Origin of the sequence: Mycobacterium sp. ACS1612, assembly GCF_001667505.1 — a bacterium.
Lineage (GTDB): Bacteria > Actinomycetota > Actinomycetes > Mycobacteriales > Mycobacteriaceae > Mycobacterium.
Genome location: NZ_LZHZ01000065.1, coordinates 108,825 through 128,045 on the forward strand (window position 1 = coordinate 108,825; position 19,221 = coordinate 128,045).

19 protein-coding genes are annotated in these 19,221 nt (G+C 66.1%); 2 read left to right on the top strand and 17 right to left on the bottom strand.

What is annotated here, in order from left to right:
• Positions 1-54 precede the first annotated feature (54 nt).
• From A5724_RS27635 to A5724_RS27645, 3 genes are read right to left on the bottom strand one after another with little or no spacing between them, the layout of a single operon-like run.
• A complete protein-coding gene (locus tag A5724_RS27635) occupies positions 55-651 on the bottom strand; it encodes a GNAT family N-acetyltransferase (RefSeq protein ID WP_067810003.1) in 597 nt (198 codons plus the stop codon).
• Positions 648-1,073: a hypothetical protein gene (locus tag A5724_RS27640; protein ID WP_067809808.1), complete on the bottom strand. Its 426-nt coding sequence runs from the start codon at positions 1,071-1,073 to the stop codon at positions 648-650. Before A5724_RS27640 ends, A5724_RS27635 begins: the two co-directional genes overlap by 4 nt.
• 9 nt (positions 1,074-1,082) lie before the next feature.
• Positions 1,083-1,883: an alpha/beta hydrolase gene (locus tag A5724_RS27645; RefSeq protein WP_067809810.1), complete on the bottom strand. Its 801-nt coding sequence runs from the start codon at positions 1,881-1,883 to the stop codon at positions 1,083-1,085.
• 44 nt (positions 1,884-1,927) lie between these two features.
• On the opposite strand from A5724_RS27645, the gene A5724_RS27650 reads away from it, so the two are divergent.
• Complete coding sequence (locus A5724_RS27650; protein ID WP_067809812.1) at positions 1,928-2,374, top strand: cupin domain-containing protein; 447 nt, start codon at positions 1,928-1,930, stop codon at positions 2,372-2,374.
• Here the strand turns inward: A5724_RS27650 and A5724_RS27655 are convergent.
• Complete coding sequence (locus tag A5724_RS27655) at positions 2,364-3,110, bottom strand: 3-keto-5-aminohexanoate cleavage protein (protein WP_369830673.1); 747 nt, start codon at positions 3,108-3,110, stop codon at positions 2,364-2,366. The genes A5724_RS27650 and A5724_RS27655 overlap by 11 nt on opposite strands.
• Before the next feature lie 119 nt (positions 3,111-3,229).
• Here A5724_RS27655 and A5724_RS27660 point away from each other — a divergent pair, with 119 nt between their 5' ends.
• Positions 3,230-3,859 (top strand): SDR family oxidoreductase, encoded by a 630-nt coding sequence (locus A5724_RS27660; protein WP_067810008.1) that lies wholly within the window; start codon positions 3,230-3,232, stop codon positions 3,857-3,859.
• 1 nt (position 3,860) lies between these two features.
• On the opposite strand, the gene A5724_RS27665 is transcribed toward A5724_RS27660, so the two are convergent.
• The 13 genes from A5724_RS27665 to A5724_RS27725 form a co-directional block, all read right to left on the bottom strand.
• Positions 3,861-4,610, bottom strand: coding sequence for a VOC family protein (locus tag A5724_RS27665; protein ID WP_067810010.1), 750 nt, complete (start codon positions 4,608-4,610; stop codon positions 3,861-3,863).
• 63 nt (positions 4,611-4,673) lie between these two features.
• Positions 4,674-5,570, bottom strand: a complete 897-nt coding sequence (locus A5724_RS27670) for an amidohydrolase family protein (protein WP_067809814.1) — start codon at positions 5,568-5,570, stop codon at positions 4,674-4,676.
• Between the two features lie 18 nt (positions 5,571-5,588).
• On the bottom strand, positions 5,589-7,013 hold the full coding sequence (locus A5724_RS27675; protein WP_067809817.1) for an aldehyde dehydrogenase family protein: 1,425 nt from the start codon (positions 7,011-7,013) through the stop codon (positions 5,589-5,591).
• 14 nt (positions 7,014-7,027) lie between these two features.
• Positions 7,028-8,743, bottom strand: a complete 1,716-nt coding sequence (locus A5724_RS27680) for a thiamine pyrophosphate-binding protein (protein WP_067809818.1) — start codon at positions 8,741-8,743, stop codon at positions 7,028-7,030.
• A 14-nt stretch (positions 8,744-8,757) separates the two neighbouring features.
• Positions 8,758-9,699, bottom strand: a complete 942-nt coding sequence (locus tag A5724_RS27685) for an acyl-CoA dehydrogenase family protein (protein ID WP_067809821.1) — start codon at positions 9,697-9,699, stop codon at positions 8,758-8,760.
• Positions 9,696-10,862 (bottom strand): acyl-CoA dehydrogenase family protein, encoded by a 1,167-nt coding sequence (locus A5724_RS27690; RefSeq protein ID WP_067809824.1) that lies wholly within the window; start codon positions 10,860-10,862, stop codon positions 9,696-9,698. The genes A5724_RS27685 and A5724_RS27690 overlap by 4 nt, the downstream gene beginning before the upstream one ends.
• Positions 10,859-11,776: an acyl-CoA dehydrogenase family protein gene (locus tag A5724_RS27695; protein WP_067809827.1), complete on the bottom strand. Its 918-nt coding sequence runs from the start codon at positions 11,774-11,776 to the stop codon at positions 10,859-10,861. Before A5724_RS27695 ends, A5724_RS27690 begins: the two co-directional genes overlap by 4 nt.
• Positions 11,773-12,939, bottom strand: a complete 1,167-nt coding sequence (locus tag A5724_RS27700; RefSeq protein WP_067809829.1) for an acyl-CoA dehydrogenase family protein — start codon at positions 12,937-12,939, stop codon at positions 11,773-11,775. Before A5724_RS27700 ends, A5724_RS27695 begins: the two co-directional genes overlap by 4 nt.
• 3 nt (positions 12,940-12,942) lie before the next feature.
• Positions 12,943-14,166 (bottom strand): CaiB/BaiF CoA-transferase family protein, encoded by a 1,224-nt coding sequence (locus A5724_RS27705; protein ID WP_082965313.1) that lies wholly within the window; start codon positions 14,164-14,166, stop codon positions 12,943-12,945.
• Positions 14,159-15,046: an SDR family NAD(P)-dependent oxidoreductase gene (locus A5724_RS27710; RefSeq protein WP_067809831.1), complete on the bottom strand. Its 888-nt coding sequence runs from the start codon at positions 15,044-15,046 to the stop codon at positions 14,159-14,161. The genes A5724_RS27705 and A5724_RS27710 overlap by 8 nt, the downstream gene beginning before the upstream one ends.
• Before the next feature lie 62 nt (positions 15,047-15,108).
• Complete coding sequence (locus A5724_RS27715; RefSeq protein WP_067809834.1) at positions 15,109-16,956, bottom strand: NAD(P)/FAD-dependent oxidoreductase; 1,848 nt, start codon at positions 16,954-16,956, stop codon at positions 15,109-15,111.
• Positions 16,953-18,296 carry an SRPBCC family protein gene (locus A5724_RS27720; protein WP_067809837.1) on the bottom strand — a complete coding sequence of 448 codons (1,344 nt, stop codon included), beginning with the start codon at positions 18,294-18,296 and terminating at the stop codon, positions 16,953-16,955. Before A5724_RS27720 ends, A5724_RS27715 begins: the two co-directional genes overlap by 4 nt.
• A 9-nt stretch (positions 18,297-18,305) precedes the next feature.
• Positions 18,306-19,157, bottom strand: a complete 852-nt coding sequence (locus A5724_RS27725; protein ID WP_067809839.1) for an SDR family NAD(P)-dependent oxidoreductase — start codon at positions 19,155-19,157, stop codon at positions 18,306-18,308.
• Positions 19,158-19,221: the final 64 nt, after the last annotated feature.

Consider the following 19,221-nt stretch of genomic DNA (forward strand, 5'->3'; position numbering starts at 1 on the left):
CGGACAGATCGCGAATCAGCGCCCAGCTGCGGTCCGTCCGCAGTTTCGGCGTGTCTAGACGTGTTTGGCCAACCGGTAGCGCAGGTTGTTGCGCACCGCGGGCCATTCGATGTCGAGGATCGAATACACCACCGTGTCGCGGCGCGACCCGTCCGGCAGCACCTGATGGCTGCGCAGCACACCGTCGAGCTTGGCGCCCAGCCGCTCGATGGCCGCGCGGCTGGTGAAGTTGAAGAAATGTGTGCGGAATTCGACCGCGACGCAGTTCAATTCGTCGAACGCGTGGCCGAGCATCAGCAGCTTAGTTTCGGAGTTCACGCCGCTTCGCCGCGCCGACGCCACGTACCACGTGTTGCCGATCTCCAACCGTCGGTTCGGTGCGTCGACGTTGAGGTAGCTCGACGACCCGAGGAAGCTGCCGTCGAGGCCACGTACCACAAGCGTCAACCCGGTATCGGGTTGCTGCGCCGCCAACCGCATCTCGAGCCACTGCTCGGCGATTCCCGCCTTCGGCGCCGAAGTGAACCACAGCCGACCCAGCTCGCCGTCGGCGGCGGCTGCGGCGATCTCCGGAAGATGTTCTCGGGCAAGCGGTTCCAGTGTCACCCAATGCTGGCCGGTCAACGAGACCGGTTCGACAAACCCGCTCAAGACGCCGCCGACCACGACGCCAACATCGCCCACACCGACAGCACCATCGCGCACACCGCGGCGGCACCGCCAAGGTACAGTCCGTAACCCGCCGAGACCGGCGCGTACACGTACAACCGGTAGTACCACGCGGTCAGCACCACCAGGAGCACGGAGATGGTCAGCGCCGCGGACGATGCCAGTCGGCCGAACAACCCGCGCGCGGCCATCGCGCCCGCGACGATCAACGTCGACGCCAGCAGCACGATGAGTTGACCGACGCCGAATCCCGGCGGAGGCACCGGCATGCTGCCGACGATTCCGCCGATCGCAGTCGCCCGCCCACCGCCATCGGCTCGGCTGGTCAGCCACGGCAACCAGACACTGACCGCGAGCACCGCCGCACACAACACCACCAGCCAACCGGGGCGTAGGCGTGCCATTCGCTCAGACTATCGGCTGCGGGCCGCCGTCCACGTCAACGCGTAGTCGGCCACGTCGCTCCAACCGTCCAGCGCCGCCGTCAAATGCGGCCGGTGCTCGAACAACTTGAAATCGGTCGCGGCCGGGGACCGGCGATATCGGTTGAAGTTCTCGTACACCATCGACGCGGGCACGATGTGATCGCGGCCGCCGGCGATCAGCAACAACGGTGCCCGGTCCTTACGGAAATCGACCGTCGTCGCCGCCTTGTCCCTGTTGGTGAAGTTGGCCACCGCCGCCTGGAACAACGGCCGGCCCGGTGCCGGGATCGCCAGCTTGTCGCGCCACGAGTCCGACTCCTCGCGCGAGACGGTGTTCGCGAACGCGTAGTGGAACTGCGCGGGCGTGAGAGGCACTGCGCGACGGATGTTTCCCGGATTGCGGAACACCGGAAACGTCGATCTCAGCACCGACAGCGGCAACCGGTAGACGCCGCGGGGCGCGGCGGGATGAATCGCCACACCGGCCCGTCCCAACCCTTTGCACAGCAGCATCTGGGTGATCAGTCCGCCGAACGAGTGGCCCATCAGAATGGGCGGTTCGGGCAGCCCGCGCACGAATGCGGCGTAATGATCAACCACCTCGGCGACACCGATGTCGGCGGGCGCCTTGGTGTGGTCGAGTTCTTCCTCGTATGCGGACACCCCTGGCCATGCGGGTGCATGCACCGTGTGTCCCGCCGCGCGGTAACGCTCGACCCATCCCCGCCAACTGTGCGGCGACATCCACAAGCCGTGGATCAGGACGATAGGTGTCGTGTCGGTTGTCATCGTCTCTATTGTGGAGTGCCTGCACCTATTAATGGGAGAATTGCATGAGCGACCTTCCGGAGTGGGCTCGTCGGCTTGACCTGTCCCCTCACCCCGAGGGCGGCTGGTTCAAGGAGACCTGGCGCAGCGAACTGGCGATGCCGCAGTCCGCGTTGCCACCCGACTACACCGGACCGCGCAGCGCAGGCACCGCAATCTTGTTCCTGCTCATGCCCGGTCAGCAGTCCGCATGGCACACCGTGCGCAGCGCGGAACTGTGGCTCTATCACCTCGGCGGTCCGTTGGTGTTGCAGATCGGCGCCGAACAAGAAACGGCCACAAGGCATCTGCTGGGCGCCGATATCGTCGCCGGTGAGCAGCCGCAGATCATCGTGCCGCCGGGACACTGGCAGCGGGCCAGGCCTCAGGGCGACCAGCCGTGCCTGGTCAGCTGTGTGGTGGTTCCGGGGTTCGACTTCGCCGACTTCGCGATGGCCGCGCCTACCGACTGAGCAGCTGCACCGCGGCGGATACCAGCGCCTCGTTGTCGGGCGCGGTCGAACCGTCCGGCAGCCGCAGCGTGTCCTCCATTCCGATCCGGGTTTGCACGCCGCGTTTCCCCGCGTGTTCCAGTAGCGGCCAACAGCTTTCGTCGAGGCCATGCAACAGCACCGGCGCGGGCGAACCTGCCGCCGTCACCTGGCTGAGCAACTCGTCGGCGGTGGCCGTATCGCCGTCGCCCTGCAGTTCGATCATCACCCGCATGCAATGCCGGGCGACCTCGGAGGCCGCCCATGATTCGGCCGCCTCCGCGTGAAAAATGCCGACCTCGACGCCGAGGCCCTTGCTCAGCAGCAACCGGGCGAGGTCTTCCGAGCCCGGCTCGTGCCAGTTCACCGATGCGAAGTCGGGCAGCACGGTCCATCCGTCGACCGCGCGCAGTCGCGCCTCGACGTCGGGCAGCGCCCAATATCCCGTCGTCACGCCCAACGGCAGACCCGGCACCGCGTGCCGGACCGCGGCCACCGCGGCGTCGACATGCTCGGGCGCCAGCGAGTCGACGCCATCGTCATCCTTGGGGTGCATGTGCACCGCCTTGGCACCCGCGCGGTGCGCCGCGAGCGCCGCGCTCGCCAACTGTTCGGGCGTCACCGGCAGGTTCGGATGCGCATCCGGTGTGCGGGCGCCGTTGATACACGCTTTGACGTAAATCTCGGGGATCTCGGGGATCTTGGGGCTAGTGGGCACCCGATCATCTTTGCGCCTCGCGGAGCAGCGATCACTACCTTATCGTTACCTTATCTCCGCCTTATTTTTCTTAAGAACTGGTGTACTGTGAGGGCTCGCAGCGACAGAAGGAAACCGACATGCATCACTCACCCGCACGGATTGTCCTGGTCACCGGTGGTTCCAGGGGCATCGGCGCCGATGTCGCGCTGCAACTCGCCGGCTCCGACACGCACGTCATCGTCAACTACCGGGAGAACGCCGTGGATGCCGAGACCACCGCGCGGACCATCCGATTCGCGGGCGGCCACGCGTCGACGTTGCGCGCCGATCTGTCCGACGAGGGCGAGTGCGCGGCGATGATCGACGCCGTCAAGGCCGACTTCGGGCGGCTGGACGCGCTGATTCTCAACGCGTCGGTCGGCGCCGAGCCTGGAGCCAATCCCGGTTACGCGCAGCGTCGCAACCGGGACGCCCAGCGCCGCCTCGCGTTGATGGCCCTTCCGCTGATGCCTGCCGGCGGCCGCATCGTCTTCGTCACCAGCCACCAGGCCCACTTCTATCCGTACAAGGCGGTGCCGAAGGGGTACACGGCCGTCGCCGCGAGCAAGCGTGCCGGCGAGGCCACTCTGAACGCGATGCGGCCCGAATTCCGGCGTGCCGGTGTGCATTTGACGGTCGTCGCCGGCAGGGACAATGACTTCGCCAGCGCGATCGTGAACGCGGCCAATACCGCGAACCCGTCCGGAATCGTCTACGTCGCGGCCTGATTTACGGCAGCGATGACAGGTTGAAGCCCGCCCCTGTCGGATCGGCGACAGCAGCCAGCCGGCCGTAGGGGGTGTCCTCGGCGTCGCGGACCACGCTGCCGCCGTTGTCCTTGATCAACTGGACGGTCTTGTCGACGTCGTCGGCGCCGAGGAAGAAGAACCAGGTCGCCGCGTCTTCTGCCATCACGCCCAACAACGCTTCGCCGTCGAAATTAGCTGTGCTGTAGCGGAATTCGTCGGTGTCGGAGACGACCTCGGTCTGCCAGCCGAACACCTCGCGGTAGAAGTCGAGAGCCTTGGCATAGTCGCGGGTGGTCAGCTGGTGATAGACCGGCGCGCCCGCCTCATTGACGACGGTGTAGCCATGGTGTCCGATCGGCTGCCACAGCCCGATAGCGGCGCCGGTGGGATCGGTGAGCATGGCCATGTGTCCCTTGGCCGGAACCTCCATCGGTCCGACATCCGTGGTGGCGCCTGCAGCGGTGGCGGCCCGCACCGTTGCCGCGATGTCCGAGGTGTGCAGATAAGTGGTCCAGCCGTCGGGCGAGCGGAATTGCGGATCGTTGCCCATCAGCCCCGCCACTGGCTGGCCGTCCTTGGATGCGGTGACGTAACCGCCGTATTCCGGGCCCGCTGATTCGAACGTCCAGCCGAACACGTTGCCGTAGAACTCTTTGGCGCGCTCGAGGTCAGATGTGAGCAGGTCGATCCAGCATGGGGCGCCGAGCGGTGCGCGGTGGCGGATGGGCACGACGGTCTCCTTCAGGTGGTGTGTGGTTCGGTCGTGAATGCAGACCACGGTCGCGTGCAGAATTCATCGCGTGACTCCCAACACCCGCAGCGCGTTGTCCTTGAAGATCAGCGGCGCCAGCGCCGGGTCGATGTTCAGCTCCTGGAAATCACTGCGCCAGCGGTCGATCTTGATGTACGGGTAGTCGGTCCCGAACAGCACCTTGGTGCGTAGTTGGCGGCTGATGGCGTGCACGAGTTGCGGCGGGAAGTACTTGGGCGACCAGCCGCTCAAGTCGACGTAGACGTTGGTCTTGTGCGACGCGATCGCGATCTGCGAGTCCACCCACGGCACGGCCGGATGCGCCATCACGATGGTCAACTCGGGGAAGTCGGCCGCCACATCGTCGAGCAGCATCGGGTCGGAGTAGCGCAACTTGATCCGGTGACCGCCGGGCAGCCCCGACCCGAGACCGGTCTGCCCGGTGTGGAACAACGCGGGCACACCCGCCTCGGTGATGGCCTCGTAAATCGGATAGAAGCGACGGTCGTTCGGCTCGAACGCCTGAATGCTGGGGTGGAATTTGAAGCCTTTGACGCCGTAATCGCGGACGAGTTCGTGCACGCGGTGCACCGCGCGCCGCTCATGCCACGGGTCGACGCTGCCGAACGGGATGAGCACGTCGTTGTTGCGGATCGCGCCTGCGATCAGGTCCTCGATCGAATTCGGCACGTGCCGCGCACCTGTGCGCGCGTCGATGGTGAACACTACCGCGGCCGTGTTGTGCCTGCGGTATTCGTCGGCCAGCGCGTCCACACTCGACAGCGCCTCCGGGCCACGCCTGAAGTACTTGCCGACGGCGTCGACCAGTTCGTCGTCGTAGGCCTTGTGGCCGTGGCCGTCGACCTCCACGTGGGTGTGGATGTCGACGGCCGCGACCCGCTCGAAATCGATACCGTATTCGTACTTTTCGCTGGGCATTGCCGCAGTGTATTGCGGCTACTCCGGCGCGTAGCCCAGTGCCGCCTTGGTCTCCAGATACTCGTCGAACGCGAACTGGCCCCACTCGCGACCGTTGCCGCTGCGCTTGTAGCCGCCGAACGGGGCGTTCATGTCGAAGCCGTGATTGATCGCGACGGACCCCGCGCGGATCTTGCGGGCGACCGCGCGGGCCTGGTCGAGGTCGGCGCCGGAAACATAACCGGCCAGACCGTATTCGGTGTCGTTGGCGATCTCCAGCGCCTGATCGAGATCGTCGTAGCCGAGGATGCACAGCACCGGCCCGAAGATCTCCTCGCGTGCGATGGTCATGTCGTTGCGGACATCCGCGAATACCGTGGGTTTGACGTAGTAGCCGGAGTCGATGCCGTCCGGCCTGCCGAGGCCGCCGACGACGACCGTCGCGCCCTCGTCGATGCCCTTCTGGATCAAGCCCTGGATCTTGTCGAACTGCGCCTTGGACGCCACCGGCCCGATCGCGGTCTTCTCGCTGGGGTCGCCGACCTTCACCTGTTCGGCGACGGCCTTGGCGACGGCGACGGCTTCGTCCTTGCGCGAGTTCGGCACCAGCATGCGCGACGGGGCGTTGCAGCTCTGCCCGCTGTTCATCATCATCACCGTCACGCCCGCGGCCACGCTCTTGGCGAAGTCGTCGTCGTCGAGCACGATGTTCGGGCTCTTACCGCCCAGTTCCTGGCTGACCCGCTTCACCGTCGGCGCCGCATTCCGCGCCACCTCGATACCCGCGCGGGTGGACCCGGTGAACGACACCATGTCGACGTCGGGATGGCTGGACAGCGCGGCGCCGACGCCGGGGCCGTCGCCGTAGACCAGGTTGTACACCCCGGCGGGAACGCCTGCCGCGTCGAGGATTTCGGTGAAGATCTGCGCCGAGTAGGGCGCCACCTCCGACGGCTTTAGCACCAAGGTGCATCCGGTCGCCAGGGCGGGGTACACCTTGACCGCGATCTGGTTGATCGGCCAGTTCCACGGCGTGATCAGCCCGCACACGCCGATCGGCTCCTTGACCACAAGTGTGCTGCCGTGCTGCTCCTCGAACTCGTAGTTCTTCAGCACGTCGATGGCCGTCGCCAGATGCCCGAGGCCCAGGTTGACCTGTGGGCCTGCCGCCAGCGACGGTGGCGCACCCATCTCCTCACTCACCGCGTCGGCCAGATCGGACGCGCGCTTCTGGTATTCGGCCAGCATCGCCTGCAGCACGTCGAGGCGCTCCTCGCGGGTGCTCTGTGACCAGGTAGCGAAGGCTTTTCGCGCCGCCTTGACCGCCTTGTCGACGTCGGCGGCCGCGCCGACTGCGATCCTGCCGGAGACCTGTTCGGTGGTCGGGTTGTCGACGTCCAGGGTGTTCGCCTCGACCGGGTCGACCCACTTGCCGTCGATGTAGAACTTCAGATATTCGCGCATAGCTCCACCTTTCCCTACTGCGTACCTTCGGCATACCAAGTTCGGAATTCGTCGTACTTCGGCATCTCCTCGGAGTTGGCCTTCGGATCGATGCAGACGTGCACCACGGCCGTCTTACCGCTGGCGTACGCCCTTTCGATGGCCGGGCCGATCTCGTCTTCCTTTTCCACATATTCGCCGTGGCAGCCGAAGCCCTCGGCGATCTTGTCGAACCGCACGTCCTTGCTCCAGTGCACACCGGGCTGCGGTGACGGTTGCTCGAAGGTGCGCTTGTACACGCCGACCTCGAGTCCCCACTGGTGGTCGACGCCGACCACGCACACCAGCGGCAGGTTGTGCCTTGCGGCGGTCTCGAGTTCGGCGATGTGGAACAGGAAGGCGGAGTCGCTGGTAAGCAGCATGACCGGGCGCTTGCCGCCGTCGGCGACCGACGCCCCGACCGCGTACGGCAACCCGGTGCCGAGGTGCCCGAAGTTCTGGTTCCAGATCACGTCGCGCGGTTTGGCCTGCGAGTAGGTCCAACCGAAGATGACCGTGGCACCGCCGTCGCGGACCAGGATGCCGTTTGCGGCGAATGCCGAAAAGGCGCGAGTTGCCTCGACGACGTAGCGGGCCGGGTGTATCGGAGTCCTGCCGGTCGGCGCGTTCTCGGCGAGCTGCGCGAGTTCCTCGGCGTCCTTGTTGATCAGCTCGTCCAGGGTCGGTGACGGCTGGCGCGGAGTGTCCTTCAGCGCCTCGACCAGTTGTGGCACCACGCCGCGTAGATCCCCGACCAGCGGCACGTCGATCGGCCGGTTGACACCGATGGCGAACGGATCCTGTTCGACCAGGATCCACTTGCGAATGTCGTTGCGCTGCGCCCAGTGTCGGGTCTTGCCGTAGTGCACCGGCTCGCCGAGTTCGGTGCCGAGTGCGACGCACAGATCCGAATTGACCACCGCCTCGACCGCCGACGGCGAGAAGCCGTAGGCGAACGTCCGGTCCTCCAAACCCGGGATGAACGACGTACCACCGGACGTCTGGATGACCGGGCAGGCCATCAGGTCTGCCAGTTCTTTGACCGACCCCTGGCTGCGCGACGTGTGAACGGCGTGGCCCACCAACAGGATCGGGCTCTGCGCCTCGCGGATCAGCTTCGCGGCCTCGGCCACCTCAGGCGCACCCGCACCCTGGTTGACCAGCCGATACCGATGCGGCGGCACGGGGTCGGGGACGTCGAGCTCCGCCAGCAGCACATGCGCCGGGTACTCGACGTAGGACGGGCCAGGGGTGCCCGACATCGAGCGGCGAATCGCCTCGCGGATGATCTCGTCGGTCTGGTCGGGGTACTCGATGGACGCGCTGTACTTGACTGAGGGCGCGAAAAGCGGTTCCTGGCGCACGAATTGGATGCGGCCGCGACGCACCCGGCGTTCGGTGATGCGGGCCCGTTGGCCGCCGAGGAATATCACCGGGGAGTTCTCCACCTTCGCGCACTGGATCGCGCCCGCAATGTTGGCCATCCCGGGGCCGAGGGTGCCGATGCACAGGCCAGGCCCGCCGGTCATGCGCGAGACCGCCTCTGCCATGAAGCCTGCGCTCAATTCGTGGTGCGGCGCCACCACCGACCATCCACGCGCATCGGCTTCGGCGAACATGTGCACGAAGTTCGGGTCGGGGATGCCGAACAGGGTGTTGACCCCCTCGGCCTCGAACAGGTCGAGGATGCGCTTGTAAACGGGGACAGCCATTTATCGAAACTCCTTTACCGATAGCGTTTGGCGAGGTGTCTGCGGTGCTCCGCCGGTGAGCCGAACAGCGACCGATTGAGTGCGGCGCGTTTGAGATAGACGTGGATGCCGCTTTCCCACGTGTAGCCGATACCGCCGTGTAGTTGCATGGCCTTACCGGCGATGTCGACGGCGGTGCTGCAGACGTAGGACTTCGCCATCGCGGCGGCCACGCCTGCATCTGTGTGGTCGTCGACGATCGCCTGCACCGCCGCGTCGACGAGCTGACGCGCGACGGCGATGTTGACCGCCATATCCGCGCAGGCATGCTTGACCGCCTGGAAAGACCCGATGGGGCGGCCGAACTGGTGACGCACCTTCGCATAGCCGACGGTGGCAGACAGCATTGCCTCGGAAAGTCCGAGGCTGTCGCAGGCAACGGCGACGGCGGCGCGCTGGCGCAACCGTTGGATGTCCCCGGCAAGCCTGAGTCGCTCCGAGATCTGCACGTCACCAACGGATGCCAGGCGCCGCGTCTCGTCGAGGACCGGCTGCGGTGTGGCCGTCGCGGTCGCCACGGCGACGTCCTCGTCTGCGATCAGCAGGATGCAGTCGGCACCTTCGGCGTCCGGCACGAACTCCGATTCGAGCGCCACCGCTACCCGGACGGCGCCCGACGCCACATCGGCAAGCAACCGGTCACGAGTCGTGCTGGGCTGCAGCATGTTCAGCACGCCCACCGCCAACACCGCGCCGCCAAGGTAGTTGTTGGCGCTGGCGGCGCGACCCATCTCCTCGCAGATCACCGCGACCTCGGCGAACGTCGCGCCCGCACCGCCGGCCTGTTCCGGCACCTCCAGCCCGACCCAGCCCGCATCGACCAGCGACGCCCAGTCGACGGCCCGATCCTTGGCCAGCAGATCGCTCGCCACCGACCGCAATTCGGCGTGGAACTCCGCGAACTCGGGGACCGTCACAACGCGCTCGGTTCCCGCGGCAATCCCAGCCCGCGCTCGCCGATGATCGTGCGCTGGATCTCGCTCGAGCCACCGGGGATCGTCCACTCCCACGACCCGATGAAGTCCAGCATCCACGAACCGGACTCCCAGCCACTGGACATCGGTTTCGCCAGTCGGGTATGCGCGGCCATCCCGCCGATCTCTGCCCCGAAGTCGGTGAGCCGCTGCAGCAGTTCGCTGTAGAACAGCTTGACGATCGAGGCGTCCGCCGGGCCCGCGGTACCTTTCTCGTTGTCGTCGATCACCTTTCGGCACAATCCTCGCAGCCCGGTGATCTCGGTTTCGAACTGCGCCAACCGGTCGGCCACGATCGGATCGTCGACCGGAGCGACCTGCAGAAGCCAGCGGAAGCCCGCGTTGCCGAGACGCTCGGCCAGTTCGAGCATGGTCAGGCCGCGTTCCGCACCAAGGGTCGCCTGCGCCACCTGCCATCCAGCGTTCTCTTCGCCGACGAGGTTGGTTGCCGGGATCTCGACGTCGTTGAGGAAGATCTCGCAGAAGTGCGAGTCGCCGATGGCGTTGCGGATCGGTCGTACTTCGACGCCCGGGGTGGTCATGTCGAGCAGAAAGTACGAAATGCCGCTGCGTTTGGGCGCATCCTGGTCGGTGCGGGCGATCAGCAGGCACCAGTCGGCGTGCTTGCCGCCGCTGGCCCACAGCTTCTGCCCGTTGACGATGTACGAGTCGCCGACGCGCCGCGCCGATGTTCGCAGGCTGGCGAGGTCGGACCCGGCCTCCGGTTCGGAGAACCCCTGCACCCAGATCTCGCCGTCCAGGATCGCAGGCAGGTGGCGTCGACGCTGTTCGTCGGTGCCCGCCGCGAGCAGCGTCGCGGCGGCGTGGTGAATGCCGACGAATGCCAACACCAGTCGCGGTGCGTCGTGCGCGGCGAGTTCCTGGTACAGCACCACCTGCTCGGAAACCGAGAGCCCACCGCCCCATTCGCGCGGCCAGTGCGGCACCGCGTAACCCGCGCTGTGCAGTTCGGCGAACCAGGACTTCTGGAAGCGGACGAACTCCTCGTCGTCGACACCGGTCTGGGTCTGCCGCCAGTCGGGCGGGATGTGCTGTTCGCACCAGGTGCGGACGGTCGCGCGGAATTCGTCGAGATCGGCCCTCACGTGAACAAGCCCGTCAGACCGGTCCGCCCCGCGCGGTGGGTCAGTTCGTCGCGGGTGGCCGACAGGCCGAGCGGCAGCCTGCGCAACGGTTGACTGTACCGGGACAGCCACGACAGCGTCGTCTCGTCGCAGAAACCGACCGCGCCGTGCAACTGGTGGCAGACGCGGAAGACCACCTCGGCGGCCTCGAGTGCCGACATCCGCAGCGCCAGCGCATCATCCAGTGCTTCCTGGCGCCCGGTGCCGATGCTCCACAGCGCATACTTGGCCAGCATGTCCAGGCCACTGCGCTCGACCTCGGCGTCGGTCAGCTGGAACTGCACACCTTGGAAAGCCGACAACGTCTGACCGAACTGCTTGCGCAGGCTGACGTGGGAGATGGTGAGTTCGATAGCCCGGTCCAGCATGCCGAGCAGTGTCCAGCACGGCAGCACGAGGCCAAGCGCGATGTCCCCAGCGCCGTCGGTGTCGATGGCCGCCAACTCCAGTTCGACCACGAACCCGGCGCCCGCGGGCCGTTGACCGATCACCCGGCTGCGGGTGCCGCCCAATGAGACTGCCGCCCAATTCAGTTCCAGCCCTTGAAGCGCGCCTGACGGCCGGTTGTCCGCGGTGACGAGCAACCCGTCGACATCCAGGTCGGTCGGTTTTGCCAGCCGCTCGGCGACCGGGTACGGCAGCGCCCAGTAACCGGCGCTGCGGCACAAGGCCGCGGCCGCCTCGAGGCCGTCGGCGTCGGTGCGGGGATCCAGCTCCCATGCGCCGAGTTCGTTGAGCACCGGACCCGCGAGCGATTCGCGCAGGGCCGGTTTTGCTTCGGCCGGCTGCACCAGTTGATCGCCGCCCGCGGCCTCGAACGCCCGAAGTGCTTCTCGGCCATATTCTTTGGCGTCGTCGCCTAAGTCGAGGATCACTTCGTACCCGCCAGCAAGACCCGCGACAACAGGATGCGCTGCATCTCGATACTTCCAGACGACACGGTCGACGCCTGCGAGTACTTCCAGTGGTCCTCGACCTCACCGAGGAACCATTCCGCCTGCGCGTCGTCGTGGGACACCTCCGCCGCGATGTCCATCAGCACCTCGGCGCTGTCCTGGTCGAGCTTGGTGACCGCGATCCGATAGGCCGCCGCGTCGCCCGGCTGGATGCGGCCACTGCTCTGCAGATCGACCACGCGGTAGGCCATCAGGCGCGCGCGGCGGCAGTGCGTGAGCATACGCACCCACCGCGCCCGCAGCTCCTCGGGCAGGTCCTCCCAGCGGTCGCCGAGAACCGCAGGCGCCGCGGACAACAGCCGTTCGCAGCGCGCGTAGCGGGCGATGCCGACGCGTTCGAACGACATCACGTCCTGCACGATCGACCAGCCCGCGTCGACGGTGCCGAGCACGTCGGCGTCGGTCACCCGCAGGTCGTCGAAGAAGACCTCGTTGAGGTGGTGCGGCCCCATCATGCAGCGGATCGGCCGCACCTGGATCGCGGGATCGTCCATCGGGACAAGGAAAATCGTGAGGCCCTGTTGTTTTTTCTGGGTTGCGCCCTCTCCGACTTTGGCCGTGCGGGCCAGCAGGAAGCACCACTGCGCCATGGTGGCATACGACGTCCAGATCTTCTGGCCGTTGACCAGCCAGCCGTCGCCGTCGCGACGGGCGCTGGTGCGCAGCGACGCGAGATCGGAGCCGGCTTCTGGTTCCGAAAAACCCTGGCACCAGATGACTTCGCCGCGCGCGATCGGTGGCAGGTGTCTGCGTTGCTGCTCTTGCGTGCCGTGCCGCATGATGATCGGCCCGACCCAGTTCACCCCCATGTACTGCGCGCCGCGGGGTTCGTGGTGCGCCCACATCTCCTCACGCACCACGGTCTGCTCCCATACCGAGGCGCCGCGGCCCCCGAATTCCTCGGGCCACGCGAGGCACAGCAGATTGCGGTCGGCGAGGGTGCGGCAGAACCGCTGAGCCGTTTCGAGGTCGGCAGGGTTGTCGGTGAACGCGCCCAGATAATGCTCGGGCACATGGGTTTTCACCAGCTCACGCAGTTCACGACGCAGCTCGGCGGCCTGCTGCCCCATCTCGAAGTCCATCGGCTACCCCTGCCCCACCGCGTCGGCGCTACGGTTTCTGACGGAATCCGTCCGATTCCCGTCAGAAACCGTCGTCTCGGCGCTACCGGAGCCGAGACCGAGTTCGCCAAGCACCGCTTCGGTGTCCGCACCCAACAGCGGCGCCGGCCCGGCAACCTTGCCCGGAGTGCGCGAAAACCAGGTGGGCACACCGGGAAATCGGACCGGTCCGTGCGGGGTGTCGACGGTTTCGAACAGGCCGACCGCGTTCAGGTGAGGATGGGAGAACAGCGAGTCGGGGGTGTTCAGCGGCGCGGCGGGAATCTGGAGTTCACGGAACAGCGCCAGCCATTCCTCGGTCGTCCGTTCGGCCATGGTTTCGGCCAGCAGGCCGTACACGGTGTCGATGTCGCGGGCCCGCTGCTCGAGCGTGGCGTAGATGTCAGTGGCCCACGCGGGCCGCACCGCGTCGACGAACGCCTTCCAGTGCCTGTCGTTGTAGATCAGCGCGGCGATCTGGCCGTCCTTGGTGCGGTACGGCTTGCGGTTCGGCGCCACCGTCCTCGGATAGACGGCCGGGCCGAGCGGGGGATCGAACATCGCCCCATTAGCATGCTCGACCAGCATGAACGATGCCATCGTTTCGAACATGCTGACCTCGACTTCTTGGCCCTCCCCGGTGCGTTCCCGGTGGAACAGAGCCATCATCGTGGCGTAGAGCGCGGTCAGCCCTGCGACCTTGTCCGCCATGATGGTGCCGACGAAGGTGGCCTCGCCGGTCAGCTGTTCCTGTACGGCGGGTATCCCGCACTCGGCCTGGATGGTGTCGTCATAGGCGGGCAGGTCGCGTTCGGGTCCGCGCCTGCCGTAGCCGTAGCAGTTGGTGTAGACGATGCGGGGGTTGAGCGTCGCGACCCGGTCGTAGCCGAAGCCGAGTTTGGCGATCGCCTTGGCCCGCATGGAGTGGATGAAGACGTCGGCCTCACGCACGAGCGCCTCGAGCGCCGTCTTGCCCGCCTCCGTGCGCAGATCGAGCACGACGCTGCGCTTGCCGCGGTTCACATTGACGAAGACGCCGCTCATGCCGGACGCAGGCCCCACCGAGATGAATCGGGTGTTGTCCCCTTCCGGGGGCTCGACTTTGATCACGTCGGCGCCCATGTCCGCCATGATCTGCGTGCAGTACGGCCCCATCACCATCGCGGTGAGGTCGACCACCGATACACCCGCAAGTGGCCCGCTAGACACTTTGCGCCGCCCGTCCGAAGCTGTATCGGATGTGGTCGCCGTGGCCGTCCGGCACGACCGGAAACACGATAGGTGCCGACGCGTCGCGGATCGCGGCGATGTGGTCGCCGACCTCCGCGATAGACCACGACGGCCGGTACACGCCCGGCGTCTCTGCGACCACCGCCCTGGCCACCCTGCCCGCCAGTGCGATGAACATCTCCCCTGTGACAGAACAGGATTCGTGTGCCAGCCAGCCGACCACGGGTGCCACCAATTCCGGGCCCATAGGAGGGTAGGCCGAGGTGTCGATGCCCTCGGCCATCCGGGTCACCGCAGCGGGCACGATCACGTTGCTCTTGACGCCGTGCGCGACACCTTCGAGCGCGGCGACATTCGAGAGACCGATCACCCCCGCCTTGGCCACCGCATAGTTCGCCACGTCGTGGTTTCCGTAGAGCCCGCCGATCGATGACGTGAGCACGATGCGGCCGTAACCCGCGTCGCACATCAACGGAAACGCCGGCCGCACAACATGGAACGCGCCGCGCAGGTGCACATCGACGACGGCCTCGAAGTCGGCGTAGGACATCTCCTTCAGCGATGCGCGCAGCACGTTGCCCGCGTTGTGCACCAGGATGTCGATGCGCCCATAGCGATCCGTGGCGGTGTCGATGATCGCCTGCCCGCCCTCGGGGGACGCGACCGAGCCGACGCAGGCCACGGCATCGCCACCGGCACTGGTGATTTCGCCAACGACGTCGTCGGCCGGGTCGGCGTCGACGTCGTTGACGACGACTTTGGCGCCGTGCTCGGCGAGCAACAGGGCATACGAGCGGCCAAGTCCTCGACCGCCGCCGGTGACGACCGCGACCCGGCCGTCGAATCTCAGGTCAGCCATCTGTTTTCCTGTGATTTGTGTGCAGAAAGGAGCGCTCACCGCTCCTCAACGCACACAAATCGCTAGGTACCGAGCACGAGGCCATCAAGATCACCCTTGGCGCGCCACCGGCTCAACACGTCGTCGAAGGCGTAGAAGCCGGGGGCGTACGGCTCACCGAGGAACGATCGGATGCCTTGGCCGCCACCGCCGCCCTCGTTGTTGTAATAGCCCGGCGTACACGACACTTCGAACGCGGAGTTGTCGATCGAAAGCTCTCGGATGGTTCTCACCCACTGGTCCTGTGCCTGCAGGCTCGGCTCGACGGTCGTCGCCTTGCGCTTGACGGCCTCGGCGATGATGTAGGCGATGTGTTCGGCCTGCTGTTCGAACATCGCGGTGGTGTTGGCCGAGACCCCGCCCTGGATGAAACCGGTGTGGAACTGGTTCGGGAAGCCGCGGCTGGTGATCCCGTGCAGCGTCTTGAAACTGTCGGCCCAGTGGTCGAACAGCGAAACCCCGTCACGGCCTTCGATCGTATCGATCGCATAGCGGCGGCTGATCTCCGTTGAGATCTCGAAACCGCTCGCGAAGATGACACAGTCGACCTGGTACTCGACGCCGTCGGCGACGATCCCGTTCTCGGTGAGCCGCTCCACCCCTTTGCACTCCGAGACGTCGACCAGCGTGACGTTCGGCCGGTTGAACGAGGGCAGGTATTCGTCGCTGGAACATGGCCGCTTGCAGAGGAACCGGTAGTACGGTTTGAGCGCCTCCGCCGTCTCCGGGTCGTCGACGATCTCACCGATCCGGCGACGCAGCCGCTCCATGATCTTGTAGTCTTCCTCTTCCCGGATCGCCATGATCTGCTCGGTGCTGAGCGAGGCGGGATCCTCGCTGGCCGCGATCCGCGCCGTCATGTTCCGGCCCAACTCGGTCCAGAAGTCGCAGACCTGATCGGCCGCGTCGAAGACCACGCCTTCGAACGGCGACCACCGGTGGAAGTTGCGTTTGCGCTCGGCCTGCCAGCCAGGCTTCAGCGACGCCGCCCACTGCGGGTCGGTCGGCGGGTTTCCGCGCTCGTCGACTGACGACGGTGTGCGCTGAAAGACGAACAACTGCTGGGCATCCCGCGCGAGGTGGGGCACCAACTGGACACCGGTGGCTCCCGTCCCGACCAGCGCGACCCGCTTGTCATGCAATTTGTGCAGGCCACCGCTGGCATCGCCGCCGGTGTACTCGTAGTCCCATCGCGCGGAATGGAACATGTGCCCCTTGAAGTCCTTGATCCCGGGGATGCCCGGCAACTTCGGCCGGTTGTAGGAGCCCTGCGTCATCACCACGAAGCGGGCGCGGATGTCGTCGCCGCGGTTGGTGCTCAACCGCCAGCGCTTGATGGACTCGTCCCACCGCATCGAGCGCACCTGGGTGGACAGGATAGCGCCGTCGTAAAGGCCGAAATGCTTTGCGATGCGGCGGCAGTGCTCGTAGATCTCGGTGCCGTCGGCGAACTTCTTCGACGGCATGAAGTCAAGCTCTTCCAGCATCGGGATGTAACAGTATGCGTCGTTGTCGCATTGGATCCCAGGGAACCGGTTCCAGTACCAGACACCGCCGAAGTCGCCGCCCATCTCGACGATGTGGACGTCGTCGACGCCTGCCTTCTTCAGGTAGGCGCCCGCCAGCAGACCTGCGATGCCGCCGCCGAGCACCGCCACCTCGACGTCCTCGTTGATGGGCGTGCGCGGGGTGACGGGGGTGTGCGGGTCGACCTCCGCGAACTCCGCGTAGTCGTCCTTCAGTTCCAGGTATTGCGTCGAACCGTCTGCGCGCAACCGCTTGTCGCGTTCATACAGGTACTTCTCGCGCAGCGCGTCGATGTCGATGTCGTCGGGCGTCTGCGTCGGCCCGCAGGTGTCGAACAGCGTCATCGCAACTCCTGTGGTTCGCCCGTGCCCATGTACTTGCTCAGCTGGTAGTGCAGGTTGACCGTGCTGCGCTCGCGGTACGGGTTGGGTTTGGTTCCTGGGAAGCCCGCCGATTTCATGCCCTGCTGCACGGCGGCCATGTTCGAGAAATCCTGCGGCAGCACGGACAGCCAATTCGGGCTCTCCTTGGGCGTGTACTGCCATTCCGTCTGCGGCTCCTCGCCTTTCGGGAACAACTCGTAGGTCGCGACTTCGAAGATGCATTTGTTCGGGTCGTAACTGGGGTGCGGCCGTGCGCTGTAGCACAGTGCGCTGGTGAGGCCCTGGCCGATCTGGAAATTCGGGAAGATCTGCCATGCGGTGCCGCTCTGGCCCAGAATGTCGGCCGGAATGGTAGGCCAGATGACGCCCCTGGCCTCGTCGTCGCGGCGTGCCGAGGACAGCCAGTGCTCGAGCACCTTGTCGGCCGGGGTGCCTTCTGGCAGTTCGTCGATGAGCCGCTTCGCCGCGTTCACCAGCGTCTGCGTGGTGGTGGCATTCGTTTCTTCCATTGTGTAGACCTGCATTTCGGCGGTCGAGATGCGAGGGTCACCGGTGCCAAGCCGGATTTTGGACTTGGTCTCGTCCAAGCCTTTCGGCGCGTCGTAGCCGATGTTGCTGTGCTTACCCTGCGCCTTGGCCCAGCCCTTGAACTCGCCGAACTTGTTGAACTCCGGATGCGTGGTGAACACGTGGTAGGTCTCGTTGAAGGCCTCCATCGCGACCTTCCAGTTGCAGTCGAAGCACAACCACTTGCGCCACTTGTACCGCATGTTCTCCAGCCCGAACGGATCCAGGATCTTCGCGGCGGGGAACAGGAAGTCCGCCAACGGTTCACAGTCCGGGTCCATGTTTACGAACAGCCAGCCACCCCAGGTGTCGACCCGGACCGGCGCGAGGTGGGTGTTCTGCGGAGTCAGCGCACCTTTCCAGTCGTCCTGTTCGCGGATGTGTGTGCAGGCACCGTCGAGCCCATAGGTCCAGCCGTGGAAACCGCAGACGAACGACTTGCGTGCCCGTCCACACGCGTTCTTCGCGCCGTCGGGGGTGTCGACGAGTCGGCGGCCGCGGTGCATGCAGACGTTGTGGTGTGCAGCGAACTCGTTCGGACCCGTGCGCACCACCAGAATCGAGTCGTCGAGGATGTCGTACGTGAGGTAGTTGCCCACCTCGGGGATCTCCTCGACACGGCCTACCTGCTGCCACACCTTGCGCCACAGCTTGTCGCGTTCGGCGCGGGCGTAGTCCTCCGAGATGTAGGCGTCCACCCCGATGGTCATCGGCTCGCAGAGTTCTTCGGTCATCGCATCCTCCTAGAACCGCCTGATGGCGTTGCGGAAGTCGTCGTCTTTGAGGAACAGGGAGGTGTTGTCGGCGCCGAGGTGCGTCCACTTCAGGTTCAGCCCGCCGTCGACGAGCAGGGTCTGCCCGGTGATGTAGCTGGACAGGTCCGACAGTAGAAACAGGATTGCGCCCGCCTGCTCCTCCGGTCGGCCCCGCCTGCCCATCGCGATGGCTTGCCGGTCGCGCTCCGGATCGTCACCGGTATAGGTGCGGGACGCCTCCGTCGCTGTCACTCCGGGTGCGACCGCGTTGACGCGAATGTTGTCCAGCGCCAACTCAACTGCCATCGTGCGGGTCATCGCGGCCACCGCGGCCTTGGCCGTTCCGTAGGCGATGTGAAACGGTGCGGTGTTCATCCCGCTGATCGACGAGATGGAGACGATCGACCCCGGGTTGCCCTGCTGACGGATCTCGCGGGCCACCGCCTGGCTCATGAAGAACGCCGTCTCCAGGTTCCTGGTGAACAGGTCGCGCCAGTCCTGCCGCGTCACCCGCGTCGACGGCATCCACGACGACGGCTCCGCGCCGCCCGCCACGTTGACGAGTCCGTAGAGCGTCCCGTCCGCGTCGCGGACCCCGTCGATGACCGTCGCGACGCCGTCGTCGGTGGACGCGTCGGCCGCGATCGGGACGACGGAAAGGCCCTGCTGCGCCAGCGGGGCCACATGCTCATCGAGGTTGTCCTTCGACCGACTGACCGCGACGACGGTGGCGCCGGATTGCGCGGCCAGGCGCGTCACGGTGGTGCCGATGCCGCCGCCACCGGCGCCGGATACAACGACGATGCGGCCGTCCAACCTCAACGAACCATCGACATTCACGCTATTTGTCCGGACAACATACGGTGCTCTGCATATTGCAGAACACTATTCCGCAGCACGAATC